This is a genomic window from Hydrocarboniclastica marina, from assembly GCF_004851605.1.
GTDB classification, from domain to species: domain Bacteria; phylum Pseudomonadota; class Gammaproteobacteria; order Pseudomonadales; family Oleiphilaceae; genus Hydrocarboniclastica; species Hydrocarboniclastica marina.
This window is the reverse complement of record NZ_CP031093.1, coordinates 1227967-1243067: the sequence shown is the minus strand read 5'-3', so window position 1 is coordinate 1243067 and position 15101 is coordinate 1227967. Positions and strand designations below refer to the sequence as shown.

Annotated in this window: 12 protein-coding genes; 3 read left to right on the top strand and 9 right to left on the bottom strand. The window is 60.3% G+C overall.

Features of this window, described 5'->3' with window-relative positions:
- Positions 1-455: 455 nt before the first annotated feature.
- From soil367_RS05600 to soil367_RS05590, 4 genes are all read right to left on the bottom strand, one after another.
- Positions 456-1868: a fibronectin type III domain-containing protein gene (locus tag soil367_RS05600; RefSeq protein ID WP_136547739.1), complete on the bottom strand. Its 1413-nt coding sequence runs from the start codon at positions 1866-1868 to the stop codon at positions 456-458.
- A gap of 439 nt (positions 1869-2307) precedes the next feature.
- Positions 2308-3219 carry a hypothetical protein gene (locus soil367_RS05595; RefSeq protein ID WP_136547737.1) on the bottom strand — a complete coding sequence of 304 codons (912 nt, stop codon included), beginning with the start codon at positions 3217-3219 and terminating at the stop codon, positions 2308-2310.
- 175 nt (positions 3220-3394) lie between these two features.
- Positions 3395-3535 (bottom strand): hypothetical protein, encoded by a 141-nt coding sequence (locus tag soil367_RS18800; protein WP_172962278.1) that lies wholly within the window; start codon positions 3533-3535, stop codon positions 3395-3397.
- An 83-nt stretch (positions 3536-3618) separates the two neighbouring features.
- A complete protein-coding gene (locus tag soil367_RS05590) occupies positions 3619-3882 on the bottom strand; it encodes a hypothetical protein (RefSeq protein ID WP_136547736.1) in 264 nt (87 codons plus the stop codon).
- Between the two features lie 469 nt (positions 3883-4351).
- On the opposite strand from soil367_RS05590, the gene soil367_RS05585 reads away from it, so the two are divergent.
- Complete coding sequence (locus soil367_RS05585) at positions 4352-5926, top strand: DNA recombination protein RmuC (protein ID WP_246065545.1); 1575 nt, start codon at positions 4352-4354, stop codon at positions 5924-5926.
- A 47-nt stretch (positions 5927-5973) separates the two neighbouring features.
- Here soil367_RS05585 and glk read toward each other — a convergent pair whose 3' ends face one another.
- Entirely contained in the window at positions 5974-6963 is a 990-nt protein-coding gene (gene glk, locus soil367_RS05580) for a glucokinase (protein ID WP_136547734.1), read from the bottom strand.
- A 68-nt stretch (positions 6964-7031) separates the two neighbouring features.
- Complete coding sequence (gene edd, locus soil367_RS05575) at positions 7032-8852, bottom strand: phosphogluconate dehydratase (RefSeq protein ID WP_136547732.1); 1821 nt, start codon at positions 8850-8852, stop codon at positions 7032-7034.
- 269 nt (positions 8853-9121) lie between these two features.
- Between edd and pyk the strand changes: the two genes are divergently transcribed.
- Both pyk and soil367_RS05565 read left to right on the top strand, forming a co-directional pair.
- A complete protein-coding gene (gene pyk, locus soil367_RS05570; RefSeq protein ID WP_136547730.1) occupies positions 9122-10561 on the top strand; it encodes a pyruvate kinase in 1440 nt (479 codons plus the stop codon).
- A gap of 83 nt (positions 10562-10644) precedes the next feature.
- Positions 10645-11913 carry a hypothetical protein gene (locus tag soil367_RS05565; protein WP_216642779.1) on the top strand — a complete coding sequence of 423 codons (1269 nt, stop codon included), beginning with the start codon at positions 10645-10647 and terminating at the stop codon, positions 11911-11913.
- A gap of 20 nt (positions 11914-11933) precedes the next feature.
- On the opposite strand, the gene soil367_RS05560 is transcribed toward soil367_RS05565, so the two are convergent.
- From soil367_RS05560 to zwf, 3 genes are read right to left on the bottom strand one after another with little or no spacing between them, the layout of a single operon-like run.
- Positions 11934-12611 carry a bifunctional 4-hydroxy-2-oxoglutarate aldolase/2-dehydro-3-deoxy-phosphogluconate aldolase gene (locus tag soil367_RS05560; protein ID WP_172962277.1) on the bottom strand — a complete coding sequence of 226 codons (678 nt, stop codon included), beginning with the start codon at positions 12609-12611 and terminating at the stop codon, positions 11934-11936.
- Between the two features lie 51 nt (positions 12612-12662).
- Complete coding sequence (gene pgl, locus soil367_RS05555) at positions 12663-13388, bottom strand: 6-phosphogluconolactonase (RefSeq protein ID WP_136547728.1); 726 nt, start codon at positions 13386-13388, stop codon at positions 12663-12665.
- Entirely contained in the window at positions 13375-14850 is a 1476-nt protein-coding gene (gene zwf, locus soil367_RS05550) for a glucose-6-phosphate dehydrogenase (protein WP_136547726.1), read from the bottom strand. The genes pgl and zwf overlap by 14 nt, the downstream gene beginning before the upstream one ends.
- Positions 14851-15101: the final 251 nt, after the last annotated feature.

The window sequence follows — 15101 nt, the reverse complement described above, 5'->3', positions numbered from 1 at the left end:
AAGCCAATCTCTCGCTAACAGTGATTAGATAGCGCGCTTCATCATCGCGGAAACGCGACCGCTTCGTTATTGTGCTTGTCTGCCCAAAGCACTTCGCCTTATACAGTCACCAAAACAACAGCTTAGCCCAGCTAGCGAATGACTTCTACGTCGTCATTTGACCTCTGTGATCCGCGCACTTAATAACACTGCATGCGTGGGCCCTCGGACGGGCACCGGCCGGGGAAGAGTTTGATCTTCGGGTATGCGGCCAAGACCAAACCTACGGATTTAATGATGAAGCAGGCGGGATGAAGCGAAGCACCGACACTGGACTCGGAGCCACTGGCTAGCGAGGCAGAACCGACGAAGTCAGGATGAGGAGCCGGCCCATCATCAGCATCCTGCCTAACCGAGACGCACCAAAAAAAAGCCCGGCAAATTGCCGGGCCAACGGGGACTTCAAACCTACATTCTTAGATGTTCACAGTCTTACTCACCGAAGCCGACCAGCGGCTGACATTCTCGTCCGTATCAATCGTGCGGATCTCAAACATCCAGGTGCCCGCTTCCAGTCCTGAGATCAGCTTGCTGGTCACGGTGCCTTCCACGGTCTCGACAAACTGGCCCAGTTCTTCAGCCGTGCGGCCGTAGCGCAGTTCGTAGCCGGCGATGTCGCCGGGGTAGAGGCTGGTGCCGTCTTCCCGCTGCATGGGCGCGCCCCAGCTCAGTAAGGCGGCATTGGCGGCGATTTCGGGTGCGGCGTTGGTGTCGTCGCCAGCCACGTTGTCGTCACTCTTTGGCGCCTCGGTAATGACTTCGGGTACTTCGGTGACTACCTCCTGGGGCACTTCGGTCACGACCTTGTTAGGCTTGTTGCCGTTGAGGCCTTTCGGGGGCGTGACGGTGTCGGCGAGACGCTGATCGAAGTCGATGTTACCGCTGACGCCGTCGGCGGCCAGGATCGCGTCGAAGTAGTCATTGTTGTGCTCAGCCACTTTATCAAACTTGCCAATAAGGGCCGCTGAATCGGAATACTTGGTCCGTACCTGGGTAGACTGATCCGCTGCGGTGCCGATGAGTTCGCCGACCCATAGGTCGTTGCGCTGGCCGCTCAAGCCGATCGGCTTGGTGATCTGGCCACTCATGTCTTCCAGCACTTCGGTAATGGTGGTCCAGTCGGCGTTATCGTTGACGACTGCCAGAAATGCAGCGTTGACAATCGCCAATTGGAGCTGGTTTTCTGTCAGGGTCGTGCCGGAGCCGAGGTTGGTAAGGTCAGGCGGTGCCACCTGAAGGCTGCCAGCGGTCAGGCCGAACATCTGCTCAACGTCGTCGTAGGCTGTGGTGATAGACTCACTGGTCAGGCCGCCTTTCTTCTGTTCGGCCAGGCTTACGGCAAGGTGTGAGAGCGGCGTCAGGAAGACTTCGCCCCGTGACAGGTCAACCGCGCCGCGCAGGGTGAAGCCGGAATCAAGGGCAAACGCTTCGCCGAAAGGAACCATGCGGCTGCCCACGGTACAGCCCGGCATTACGTCGCACTTCATGGTTGTGCTGGCGTCAGCAGCAAGCTCAACCAGGGCCCAACCCTCTGCGCCGCCTTTCAGTTTCAGCTTGAAGCCGCCGTTAGCATTGGTTCTGACTGTCTCGCTGATAGAGCTGTCGGCCACGTAGACGCCCTGCTCGTTGAGCACCAGACGATGGGCTTTTACGATACCCTGCTGGATCACACCTTTGACCGCGCCGCCGCTAACTTCAACCGTGCCGCTGTCTACAAGAGCATTGCCACCGGCGCCATCGGGAAGACCATCAATACAACCAGAGAGCAGCGCTACCAGTGGCAGTGTTACCAGTCCCTGCTTTAACAATCTTTTGGCGGTTTTTGACATGATTTTGCACCACTTAATTGACTATGAGGAAATCATAGCCAAAAGGCGCGCCGAACAATGTTGAGATTCGGTCAATAATTGCAACAGAAAAACGCCAAATAATTGTCAAATAGCCCACTTGTGGTCGTACCAACCGGCCGGGAACGGCCCCGGATTCCGCTTTAAATAGCTGAAATAAAAAGAAGAGATGAGTTTGCAGACCATGCTTATGCGAAAAATCGCATATGGGAGCAGACCGGCCTTGAGCCACGGGGTGTTACAAAAGGCAACGGAGGCCCGTTACAAAAGGCAGGGAGTGGGCAACTGAAACAATCGATGGATTCTGGCGAGGCCGCCGTACCGAAGGTCGCAGTCGAACGCCAGGTCACCTGGGGGCTTAAACCCTTGCGCGTGACCACGCGCCAGGGCGTTTTACTGGGAAGTGTATTGCGGGCTGCGGCTACGAGCCGCCTTTCTGTAACTGGCGCATCAGCTCGCCAAGGACCTGGGAGACTTCTTCTGCGGCGGCGGGACGGTTGGCCAGCCGCAGCCAGCGCGACTCATCCCTGGGGTCAAACAGCCAGCAGCTGCCGTCAGATTCGTAGCAGTCGTAGGAAATGATCGGGTTGATGCCGAACACGGGGAAGGTCCGGGTGCGAACTGTCGGGCCCTGGCCAGGCCGACGCTCGGTCTCGCGTATCTGCAGGCTACCGTTTGATTCGGTTGTGATGCGGTATTCGATGGTCTCTTCGGGTTTTTCCCGGAACACAGGGCCGGGCTGCCAGGCATTGGTGCTGAGCAGGCTGTTCACGTGTGCAGCAAGGGCATCGCTGGGTTTGTCTTCCAGGTAGAGCCGCTGCAAGGCCTCTACGTCGATCCGCTGGGCCGGTTCGATCATGGCGACGGGCGCCTGCCCTTCGTTGGCGGTTGCCCGCACGTCCCGCTGGGATTCAATCTGAGTGATAAGCTGCAGCGCCTGATCGTAGTGCTCGCCCTCTTTGCCGGCTTCGGCAACATAGCTTTCCAGCGCCGACCGGGCTTCGTTCAGTTGATTGCCGTGGAGCATCACCCGGCCGCGGTAGAAGTGGTATTCCGGCGGCTTCTCGGCTTTGAGATGCTGGAGGCGGGTCAGGTGCTGCGAGGCTTCATCCCACCGGGAATCCTGGATGGCCTGCCTGGCCGCCATGGTGAGCCGGCGAACCTCGTGCTCCGGTGCCAGCGGCGCAGCCACGGCGCTCGTCGTAAAGGCAAGGCCGGCGGCGCCAGCCACGCCCACTACCACAGCCGGCGTAATCATCGGCACGGTTAATAAACCAGCCGACATTACACCAGCTGACAGACCCGCGACCATACCTGCAACACGTCGATTCATCGTTAATGCTCCTGGAACCGTTCTACAAGAGTGCAGTGATCGACAGATTAAGGCAAATGTCGCAGCCTGAGCAAAGCGTTTCCTGGCCCGCGCTATCCAAAAGATACCGCCAGTCCGTCACAGTCATCAGTCATCAGTCATCAGTCATCAGTCATCAGTCATCAGTCATCAGTCATCAGTCGACGATGATGGTTTCGATCGGCGAATCGTCATCTGGCCGACCGTCGGCAGGGTCATGAGCGTGGAGGCTCTTGTCGAGGAGCAAAACGTCAAGGTGGTCCGAGTCGAGGAAATGTCTGTCGAGGCTGTTTTTCATCGAGTACTCCATCTTTCCCGTTAAACGCATCGCGGCCTGGGGCAGTGCTTTCGCACGCTTGTATCAGGACACGTAACCGAAACTCAGGACCAGGCATCCGGCGCGCGGCGCAGGACGTGATCTTCACTGACAATATCGCTGTGGCGCAGGGAGCTTTGAATAGAAGGTGGGCAATTGAGGTAGAAAAGCAGAAGCTCACGCTGGATATCAGCATCCTGAACCCGGGACGCAAACGCAATCAGATTGCGGAGGCTGTCGTCGTCGAGATCGCCGAAGGTTTTCTCGAACCGCAGGTCGATCAGTTTTTCCAGACGTTCCAGGTGATAGGCGCTGGTATGAGACAGCATGCTGACCATCGCGTTCGTGCCGGTTCGGTCGGCCTCAACATGCGTTGATGCGCTGGACGCATTCGAACTCGCTCTTTTTGGCCAGAGTGCCTTGAACACCGGACTGCGCCCTCCAAAGAAATACGCCACAGAATGCCCACGGGTCTATCGACAAAAACATCGACAAGAACATCGACAAGAATACCGACGAAAGTAACGACGAGAATACTTACGAGAGTTCCCGAGGCTTTTATTGTTTATATTGCCTACCGATCCTACTCTAACAGCCACCGATAAAATGTAGCACGCGTTCTTGGGCCTTGGTCGACCAAAGTCGTAAGCTGAGGACCATGCCGCAAACTTATCTCAACAGTATCCATACCCATCCCCTGTACAGAGCCTGTAAAGAGCAACGCCCGGTCGAGTTTTAAACTGCTAAACTGTTGATTGAGATTCAGAATTTTTTGATTTTCGAATGAGATCGAGTGAGATGGACCAGCCAATGTACAACGATCCCCAGTTCTGGATGCACGTCGGTGGTGCAGCCCTGGTTGCGATTTTGCTGATGCTGGCCCTGCTGCTGCCAGGCCTCCGCCGTTCCCAGCGTCTTCTGGCGGAGCAGTCCCAGGATCTGCAGTGGTCGGAGCAGCAACAGCAGGCTTTGCAGCAGCAGATAGATCGCCTTGAAAGCGATGTTGAAAGCCTGGACAGCGGCCGCGAGCGCTGGCGCCAGGACGCGGAGCACAAAGCCGCCATGCTGGCTCGGCTGGAAGCGGAACGGGACGAGCGCGAAAAACGCCACAGCGAGCTGACCCAGGAGCTCGCCGCGCTACGCCGTGACCTTGCGACCGCGGAGCAGGCCCTGCATCAGCGCGAGCTTCGTCAGAGCGAACTACAGGTCACCCTTGATGCCGAGCGGGAAACCACGCGGGAAAAACTGACACTACTGGAGCGCAACCGGGATGCGCTGAAGCAGGAGTTCGAGTTGCTGGCTAACCGCATCTTCGAACAGAAAAGCGAGAAGTTCAGCGAGCAGAACCGCAGCAACCTGCAGGAACTGCTGGTGCCCTTTCGCGACCAGCTGTCCGATTTTCGCAAACGTGTTGATGACGTCCACAACAGCGAGACGCGGGACCGCCAGGCGCTACGCTCGGAAATCGACTCCCTCAAGGACCTCAACCGACAGATTACTGAAGAAGCCGCCAGCCTCACCAAGGCCCTGCGCGGCGACAAGAAGATCCAGGGCAACTGGGGCGAGCTGATCCTGGAAAAGGTGCTGGAACGCTCTGGCCTGCGCAAGGGCACCGAGTACGATACCCAGGCCAGCTATCGGGATGAGGACCACCAGCTCTGGCGCCCTGATGTGGTCGTCCACCTGCCCGATCAGCGCAACGTCATAGTCGATGCCAAGGTTTCACTTGTGGCCTACCAGGGCTACGTCACGGCGGAGGATGAAGAAGGCCGCCTGCGTTCCCTGCGGGACCATGTGGATGCGGTGCGCAAGCATATCCGGGATCTGAGCGCGAAGGACTACAGCCAGCTCAAGGGCATCAACTCGCCCGATTTCGTGCTGCTGTTCATGCCCATCGAGCCCGCCTTTATCGCCGCCTTCCAGCACGACGAAAACCTGTTTGCGGAAGCCTTCGACCAGAAGGTGGTCATCGTCACGCCCACTACCCTGCTCGCCACCCTGCGCACTATCGAGAACATCTGGCGGTACGAGCGCCAGAGCCAGAATGCACGCAAGGTCGCGGAAAAAGCCGGGGCCGTGTACGACAAGCTGCGGGTCTTCCTGGAGCACATGGAACGTCTGGGCGACCAGATCAATACGCTGCACGGCACCTATGACCGGGCCATGACCACCCTCAATCACGGCAAAGGCAACCTCATCAGCCAGGCCCACCAGTTCAAGAGCCTCGGCGTGCGGATCAAGAAGGAGCTGCCAAGAAAGCTGCTGGATCAGGCCGAGCTCGAGGCGTCGGATGACAGCGACCCGCCGGTTGAGGACAGCTGGGCGGGTGATGCCGATGAGGCGTCGCAAAGCGCGCTACCGGAACAAAGCTAGTAGCCCATGCGACCTGTTGTTCCCGCGGCCAGTGGCTGAGCGGGACTCTAGCCCTTAATGGCGTCCACCATGCGCAATGCCTCAGCCGCACCCAACAGGCCGGCGTAGGGCTCTGTAACGATATGCACCGGCGTCTGCTCCATCAGCTTGCGCATTCGGCCTTTGTCTTCAAAGGCCTTTTGAAAGCCGCTCTGACAGAAGAAGTCGACGAAGCGCGGAATAATTCCCCCACAAAGATAGACCCCCCCGAGCGAACCCATTGTCAGCGCCGCGTCGCCGGCCACCCGGCCCATGATTTCGCTGAAGTGCTCCAGGGTTTTTCGGGCGAGCGGGTCTGTCGAGGCAAGAGCGGCCTGCAGGATGTCGCCCGGGCTTTCGAATAATGCGTTGACGCCCTCTATCTGCGCGTGCGCACGGTAGAGGTTGACCAGCCCGGCCCCGCACAAAATACGTTCCGCCGAAACCCGACCGAACTGTCCTTGCAGGATCTGCAGGATCGCCAGCTCCCGGCCGTCCCGGGGCGCGAACTCCACGTGTCCCCCCTGGGACGGCAGGGCAATCCAGCTGCCCTGGTGGGGCACCAGTCCGGCCACGCCCAGGCCCGTGCCGGGGCCAATGACCAGCCTCGCCCGATTCGGATCTCCTGCGCCGCCGCAGACCTTCACCAGTTTCTCCGGAGCAACCTGCGGCATGCCCAGGGCCAGTGCCAGGAAGTCATTGAGCACCCGGAACTGGCGCCAGCCCATCGCGTGGGCAACCTCAGCCGTATCGAACCGCCAGTGGTTGTTGGTCATCTCCACCCGCGTGCCCTGGATGGGCGATGCCACCGCCAGGCAGACGTCGTCAACCTTTGGCTGACCTGTCCGAGCAAGATAGGCAGTGGCGGCCGCATCCAGATTGTCGTAGTCGGCGCACTGCAAGGTCTCAAGGTGATGCAGCCCGGCCCGGCCCGGGTAGGCCAACGCAAAACGGGCGTTGGTGCCGCCGATATCTCCGACCAGAACGGGTGGCTCATTAGTTGTTTGGGATCCAGCCATGGGTCCTGTATCGGGTCCTGTCCCGGTTGCCGCCATGCTTTCAGACTTTCGCTCTTTGTCGCCGGTCCTCATGCCTCATGGTTCCAGAAGTAGCAGGCGCCCTCTTCGGGATTACTCGCCGCCCGGCGCATCCAGCCAAACATCTCGCGTCCATAGCCGTGGTGGTTGGGGCTGAGGTCAACGGTAACCGGGGTTCGCTGCGCCAGCTCTGCATCGCTGAGCTTGACGCTGAGTTCGCCACGAACAGCATCGAGGTGAATAATATCGCCGTTCTGGATACGGCCGATGACCCCACCGCTGACTGCTTCGGGATAGACGTGAATCGCCGCGGGGAACTTGCCGGAGGCGCCCGACATTCGCCCGTCCGTCACCAAGGCGACCTTGAAACCCTTGTCCTGCAGAACGCCCAGATACGGCGTGAGCTTGTGCAGTTCAGGCATGCCATTGGCCCGGGGGCCCTGGAAGCGCACGACGATAACGCAGTCCCGGTCCAACTCACCCGCCTCAAACGCAGGTCCGACCTCGTTCTGGGCCTCAAAGACGACCGCCGGGGCCTCGATCTGCTGGTGTTCCTTCTCAACCGCCGAAACCTTGATCACGCCACGGCCCAGGTTGCCTTCCAGCACCTTGAGGCCGCCGTCAGGCGCGAACGGCGCATCGGCCGTGGAAAGCACATCGGCATCACCGCTTTCCCGGCTCGGCTCGGCCCAGACCAGCTTGGCCCCGTCCATGGCTGGCATACGGGTATAGCGCTCGAGTCCATGGCCCATGACTGTCTCAACGTCGTTGTGAAGCAGGCCCGCCTCCAGCAGTTCGCGTATGAGGAAGCCGGTGCCGCCGGCGTCGTGGAAGGCGTTGATATCGGCCTGGCCGTTGGGGTAGATCCGCGTCATCGACGGTACCGCGGCCGAAAGCTCGGCATAGTCGTCCCAGTTGAGGATGATGCCCGCCGCGCGGGCAATGGCAACCCAGTGGATGGTGTGGTTGGTGGAGCCGCCCGTAACCAGCAGCGCCACCAGGGCGTTGACGATATTCTTCTCCGCCACCACGTGCGCCATACCCTGAGTGCCGCCGTTGGGCTGGGACAGTCGGATTACCTGCTCCGTGGCTGCCGCCGTCAAGGCGTCGCGCAAGGGCGTACCCGGGTGGATAAACGCGGCTCCCGGCATGTGCAAGCCCATGACTTCCACTAGCATCTGATTGCTGTTGGCGGTGCCGTAGAAGGTGCAGGTGCCAGGGCTGTGGTAGGACTGGCTTTCGGCTTCCAGCAGTTCATCTTTGCCCACCTTGCCCTCGGCATACAGCTGCCGGATGCGCTGCTTCTCCTTGTTGGGCATGCCCGAAGGCATGGGACCGGCGGGCACGAGGATACCCGGCAGGTGGCCGAAACTCAGCCCGCCAATCAGCAGCCCCGGTACGATCTTGTCGCAGATGCCCAGCAGCAACATGCCGTCGAACATGTTATGGCTGAGAGCGACCGCCGTGCTCATGGCGATCACATCCCGCGAAAACAGACCGATTTCCATCCCCGGCTGGCCCTGGGTTACGCCGTCGCACATGGCCGGTGTGCCGCCCGCGAATTGGGCGACCGAGCCCATGCCATGGGCGGCCTTGCGAATGACGTCGGGAAAGTCATGGTAGGGCTGATGCGCGGAAAGCATGTCGTTATACGCCGACACGATAGCGATATTGGCTTTGTTCACCAGCTTCAGCGTGTCTTTATCGGCCTGGCCACAGGCGGCAAAGCCGTGGGCCAGGTTGCCGCACGACAGCGTCCCACGCAGGGGTCCCTGCTCGCGCAGGTCCGCCATGCGTGCCAGGTAGGCCTCGCGGGTGGGACGGCTGCGCTCGATGATGCGTTGCGTGACTTTCTCAATGGTCGGGTGCATCGGTTTCTCCTCGGGCTGATCGGTCTGGCGACCCGGCTGATGAAGCGCTGCTGCATGGCGGGCCCGATAGCTCAACATCTCTCAGACAGTCTATGCCTGAACAGCGGGCGATGTCTTGGAACGGTGGTATCGGCCAGCCCTCTGTCTGAATTCTGTCACAGGTGACGTATAAGGTTTATTGCCATCTGGCGAGACTAACGTCGTTTTGACACTCACGTCGGAGAAGGTTCCTAATAGAGCTTCCCTCCCTCACAGTAAAGGACCGCTGAATGCTCAGGCGCACCAAGATTGTTGCCACACTAGGACCTGCCTCCACCTCCCCCGAACGGCTCGACGCGCTTATACGCGCAGGCCTCGATGTGGCCCGCCTGAACTTCTCCCACGGTAGTGCCGAACAGCACCAGGAAAACGCCCGGAGGGTTCGCGACACTGCTGCGGCCCAGGGGCGTTTCGTAGCGCTGCTGGCAGACCTGCAAGGCCCCAAACTGCGTATCGCCCGGTTCACCGAGCATAAAGTCATGCTCAGCAAAGGCGAGACGTTCATCCTGGACGCGTCCATGGACAAGGAGGCCGGGGACACTCAGCGGGTGGGCATCGATTACGAGCAGCTCATAGCTGACGTATCGGTGGGCGACACCCTGGTACTGGACGATGGCCGCATTGAACTCAAGGTGACCGAAGTCGACCAGCGGTCCGTCACGACCCGTGTACTCATCGGCGGCCCGCTTTCCGATAACAAGGGCCTGAACAAGCGCGGGGGCGGCCTTTCGGCGCCGGCCCTGACCGACAAGGACCGGGAGGACATCAAAACCGCTGCGGCGCTGGGCGCCGACTATGTCGCGGTCTCGTTCGTACGCACCGCCGAGGACATGCACACGGCCCGCGCCCTGCTGCGGGAAGCCGGCTCCCAAGCCCGACTGGTGGCGAAAATCGAACGGGCCGAGCTGGCCGACGATGACGCTGCGCTGGACGCCGTGATCGAGGCCTCGGATGCGGTCATGGTGGCCCGGGGCGACCTTGCCGTGGAAATCGGCGACGCCGCCCTGGTCGGCGTCCAGAAACATATTATCGCCCGCGCGCGGGCGCTCAACCGGGTCGTCATCACCGCCACCCAGATGATGGAGTCGATGATCCAGAATCCCATGCCAACCCGGGCTGAAGTCTCTGATGTGGCCAACGCTGTGTTCGACTACACCGACGCCGTCATGCTTTCCGCCGAGACCGCTGTTGGCGACTATCCCGTTGAAGCCGTGGAGGCCATGGTTCGAATCTGCATGGGGGCTGAGCAGCATCCGTCGACCCATACATCGCAACATCGCATCCACGAGCATATGGAGCACGTAGACGAGGCCATTGCCCTGTCGGCCATGTATGCGGCCAACCATCTGGACAACGTGACGGCTATCATCTGCCTGACTGAGACCGGCGCGACGCCGCTGATGATGTCGCGAATCAAGTCGAGCCTGCCGATCTTTGCCTTTTCGCCGCGCCACACGACCCAGCACCGGGTCGCCCTGTTTCGCGGGGTACAGACCGTTCCCTTCGACGCGGCGGACCACCCCAACGAGCTGGTGAATGACAGGGCGGTCGAGGAGTTGCTCCGCCGGGGCGCGGTCAAGCCGGGCGAACTGGTCATTCTGACCAAGGGCGATTTCTCCAATGCCCAGGGCGGCACCAATAGCTTGAAGATCATCACGGTTGAGGGCTGAGCCCCAGTCTGGTTTGCGCCGGGCGTGATAACCTGCCCGAACTGGGCTCGACCGGGCCGCTGCTGACCAAAAAAGGATCTGTTATGGACAAAACTGCTGCCACGCTGGCGGACCAGTTGCTGGAGCGACATGTTCAGCATGAGCTCGGGGCGCTGAGCGGAGAACGCCTGCTGGCTGATCTTCGGGGTGAAATAGGTGAGATATTCAAGCTGTGCGAGAAAGCCACCCTGCGCGACATGGTCTCGCCCGAGCAGATCAATGCAGTGATCAAACGCAACGTGGTTGACCTGGAAATCCACGGCGGCATCCCCGAGCTGGCCGGGGAAATGGCGCAGAAGGTCCGGGCCGCGCCGGTGCAGAAAAAGACCCGGCTGCGGGACCTGATCTCCGCTGCCCAGGTTGGCGAGTTCGTCGACGAGGCGCTGACACTGCGACACCAGCGTGAGCGCCTGGTCGAACACCTGATTGAGCACCCGCTTTATCAGGAGCTTGTGGCCGAGCTGGTTTACCACGGCGTGGTCAACTACATCTACGAAGAAAACATGTTCAGCAAAAATGTGCCCGGTATTGCGGCCACCATGAAGCTGGGCAAGCGCATGTTCAACAAGGCCGTTCCGGGCCTGGATGTGACACTGGAAAAAAACCTCAAAGCCTATATCGGTCGTTCCCTGCCCTTCCTCGTGCGCCAGAGCCAGCTCTATATCAATGGCGCGCTGACGGATGATGAGATCAAGGACACGGTGATGGCCGTGTGGTCGATCTTTGAAGATCGCACCCTGGCAGAACTGCAGGAGAACGTCGGCGAGCTGGAATTGCAGGAGTTCGTCGTCCTGGGTTACGAATTCTGGCAAAGCTTCCGCAAGACCGGGTACTTCAAGGGCTGCTACGAGGCCGTGGTGGCGCACCTGTTCGACAAGTACGGCGATGAGCCGTTGCAGGCACTGCTTGAGGATATGGGCGTGACCCAGGCGATGGTTGAGACCGAAGTCGAGGCGTTTGCCCCGCCGCTGTTTGACGAATTGCGCCGCCGGGGATACCTGGAGCAGATACTCAGACGCCGGCTGGAAAGCTTCTATCATTCACAGGTGGCGTTGGATATTCTGGGGTCCGGTTCAGGCGGCGAGGCTCGGCAGGCTGGTACACAAGCTGCAACAGCTAAGCCAGCAAAGACTCAAACCAACAAAGCTCAGACGGCTAAGGCGAGGCCAACAGCCAAAGCAGCCAGCAGCTCGGGCGCCGGCAACACAAAATCCGCCCCGGCCAGGAAAGCCGCCGCGGCAAAAGCGGAGTCAAAGCCGAAAGCTGCATCCAAGCCAAAAGCAAAACGGGCGCCGAAGCCGAAAACGGATTAGCCGCACGGACAGTGTTCGAATCAACCTGCACCGCGGCAGCGGCGCAGGCTGTCTTCCGCTATTTGCGAAATACGCGTCCAATCTCTGGCTGACACCGCGTCCTGCGGTGTCAGCCAGGTTCCCCCAACCGCAATGACATTGTCCAACGCCAGGTAATCCGCAGCGGTCTCAGGCTTGATCCCGCCGGTCGGACAAAACCGGATATCCGGCAACGGTCCCGCAAACGACTTCAGCGCGGCAGTGCCACCCGCCACCTCAGCGGGAAACAGCTTGAAGTCCCGATAGCCCAGCTCGTAGGCCTGCAGAATCTCCGACAGGGTTGCTACCCCGGGGAGCAAGGGTGCGGTTGCCGTCGTTCCATACTGCAACAGGGCCTGGGTGCTGCCCGGGGTAATCGCGAATTGCGCGCCCGCCTTGACCGCTGCCTGGTACTGATCGACAGTCGTTATGGTGCCCGCACCGACCCAAACATCGGGCAGCGCTTCCCGTAACGCAGTGATGGCGCCAAGGCCGTGCTCGGTTCGCAATGTAATCTCCAGAATGCGTAAGCCGCCCGCGACAAGGGCCCGGCCCAGCTCCACAGCCGTGTCCGGATCCTGGATGGTAATGACCGGCACCAGCGGACAACTGCTGAAAATGGTACCGAGCTGTTGCTGGCGGTCGTTGGCGCGCGTCACCGGTTGCGAAATCGAAGCCATGGTCATCCCTCTCTGGTCGATCACTTGATAGATGTTACCGGTCTGGACCGGTTACGGGTTCCAGTAGATTTTCAGCCCTGGCCTGAGGAATGCCCGGATTGGCATTTCGTCTTCCCGGCAAGGGTTCACGAGGGCTTTCTCCAGCACAGCTTTTTTCTCCTTGCCCTGCAGCTGCAGCAGTACATGGCGGGCCTGACACAAGGTCGAACGCGTCAGCGACAGACGGGCCTGGGGTACCGAGGGCGGGTGCAGGGCCATACAGCGGCGCTGCGTGGCTACCGCAAGGGCGTCGCCCAGTTCTGGTGCATCGGGGAAAAGACTGGCGGTATGGCCGTCGTTGCCCATGCCCAGGACCAGTACGTCCAGCGGCCAGGCCAGTTCTGCCAGGGCTCGTTCCGTGCTCTCCTGCCCCCGTGTGGCCGACGACGGCTCGGACTTCAGCCCTACGAAATGCGCTGATGCAGCTTCGCCCACCAACAGATTCTCGCGGACGAGGCGCTCGTTACTGTCGGGGTGAGCCGGCGCTACCCAGCGCTCGTCGGCCAGGGTGATCTCAACTTTGGTCCAGTCGAGCTTCATCGAACTCAATGCGCGGAAGAAAGGCACTGGCGTCCTGCCCCCTGATACCGCCAGGGTCGCTCTGCCGCGCTCAGTTATTGCCGCATTGAGGAAATCAGCAACCTGTCTGGCCAACCGCAAAGCCAGCGTGGGCGGGTCGACCGCTGTCACCCAGTCGATATTCTCGGGCAGGCCTATGGGTGATTCAGGCGTCCTCATACCAGCTCCGTCCGTCGCGTGTGATCATGGCGATTGAGGCCACTGGCCCCCAGGTGCCGGCCGCGTAGCGTTTGGGTGGCCCGCTATGAGCTTCCCACGCTTTGATCACCTGGTCGACCCAGCGCCAGGCGAACTCGACCTCATCTCGTCGCACGAACAGATACTGCTTGCCTTTCATGACTTCCCAAAGAAGCCGCTCATAGGCATCGGGAATACGGCCGGTGCTGAAGGCCTCGGAGAAACTCAGCTCAAGGGGACCTTCCCGCAGGCGCATGCCTTTTTCCAGGCCCTGATCTTTGGTCAGGATCTGTAGGGACATGCCCTCGTCCGGCTGCAACCGGATGATGAGCTTGTTGTTGGCCAGGTGTTTCTGGTCCGGGTCGAAGATGTAGTGGGGCGCCGGTTTAAAATGGATGATGATCTGGGAAAGCTTTTCCGGCAGGCGCTTGCCCGTGCGGATATAGAACGGCACACCGGCCCATCGCCAGTTGCTGATCTCGGCCTTGATCGCCACGAAGGTTTCGGTGTGGCTGCTGCGATCGGCGCCTTCTTCATCAAGATAGCCGGGCACGCTGCGGCCGTCGGATGAGCCGGCGGTGTACTGGCCGCGCACCAGGTGGGTTTCCATCATATCCGGCATGATGGGTCGCAGCGCTTTGAGAACTTTCACCTTCTCGTCCCGAATGCTGTCGGCGCTGAGGTCGGAAGGCGGATCCATGGCGATCAGACAGAGCAGCTGCAGAAGGTGGTTCTGGACCATGTCACGCAACTGCCCGGCCTTGTCGAAATAACCCCAGCGGCCCTCGATGCCGACGCTCTCCGCCACCGTGATTTCCACATGGGAAATCTGGTTCTGGTTCCACTGGGTAGCGAACAGGTTGTTGGCAAAGCGCAGGGCAATCAGATTCTGGACGGTTTCTTTGCCCAGGTAATGGTCGATACGGAACAGCTGACTTTCGTCAAAAACCTCGGCGAGCTGATCGTTAATAGTCTGCGACGAGGCAAAGTCGTGCCCTATGGGCTTCTCGACAACGACCCGGGTGGAGGGACCGGTGCAATTCGCCGTGCGCAGGTTAGCGGCGATGGTGCCGTACAGGGAGGGCGGGGTCGCCATGTAAACGACCAGCGGTACAGGATTCTCGTCTCGCCAGCGCGCCGCAGCCTCGTAGTCCGCCGGCTGCTCCATATCCAGCGGCAGGTACTCGATCTTGGCAAGAAACTCAGCCAGGACCGCCTCTTCCAGTTCATGGCCAGGTATCGTCGCCGACAGCTTGTCCCGCAACTGCTGGCGCAGACTCTGGGTATCGAGCTTTTTACGGGCCAGCGCCAGAATACGGCTGTTGCGTGCCAGCAAACCGGCGCGCTGCAACTGGTAGAGTGCCGGAAACAGCTTCCGCTGAGCCAGATCGCCCAGGGCTCCGAACAACATCAGATCACATTGAGTGTCGTTTTCTCTGGTCATTCCCGCTCCACCTATCCAATTTGCCCGCACCGGCTCTCATGGTGAACCCTGAAATTTCAGAACCGCTGCAACGATGCCGGTCTGGAACCGCCGTCCCGCGCAGACCCGTAGTGGCTGCATCATCCCTTGCAAAAAGACTGGCACGGAACCGGTGTGGAAGCCAATCCCAAACCGTTCTTTTATCCCGGCTTTTCTGGGCGCCGATGCCCAAGGTGCTCGCGGAAGCGCGTCCGGTCACGCTACCTCTGTGA

Bases quoted from the DNA above. Each gene is read 5' to 3' on its own strand.
- soil367_RS05600 (WP_136547739.1), bottom strand. From the start codon at position 1,868: ATGTCAAAAACCGCCAAAAGATTGTTAAAGCAGGGACTGGTAACACTG.
- soil367_RS05595 (WP_136547737.1), bottom strand. From the start codon at position 3,219: ATGAATCGACGTGTTGCAGGTATGGTCGCGGGTCTGTCAGCTGGTGTA.
- soil367_RS18800 (WP_172962278.1), bottom strand. From the start codon at position 3,535: ATGAAAAACAGCCTCGACAGACATTTCCTCGACTCGGACCACCTTGAC.
- soil367_RS05590 (WP_136547736.1), bottom strand. From the start codon at position 3,882: ATGCTGTCTCATACCAGCGCCTATCACCTGGAACGTCTGGAAAAACTG.
- soil367_RS05585 (WP_246065545.1), top strand. From the start codon at position 4,352: ATGGACCAGCCAATGTACAACGATCCCCAGTTCTGGATGCACGTCGGT.
- glk (WP_136547734.1), bottom strand. From the start codon at position 6,963: ATGGCTGGATCCCAAACAACTAATGAGCCACCCGTTCTGGTCGGAGAT.
- edd (WP_136547732.1), bottom strand. From the start codon at position 8,852: ATGCACCCGACCATTGAGAAAGTCACGCAACGCATCATCGAGCGCAGC.
- pyk (WP_136547730.1), top strand. From the start codon at position 9,122: ATGCTCAGGCGCACCAAGATTGTTGCCACACTAGGACCTGCCTCCACC.
- soil367_RS05565 (WP_216642779.1), top strand. From the start codon at position 10,645: ATGGACAAAACTGCTGCCACGCTGGCGGACCAGTTGCTGGAGCGACAT.
- soil367_RS05560 (WP_172962277.1), bottom strand. From the start codon at position 12,611: ATGGCTTCGATTTCGCAACCGGTGACGCGCGCCAACGACCGCCAGCAA.
- pgl (WP_136547728.1), bottom strand. From the start codon at position 13,388: ATGAGGACGCCTGAATCACCCATAGGCCTGCCCGAGAATATCGACTGG.
- zwf (WP_136547726.1), bottom strand. From the start codon at position 14,850: ATGACCAGAGAAAACGACACTCAATGTGATCTGATGTTGTTCGGAGCC.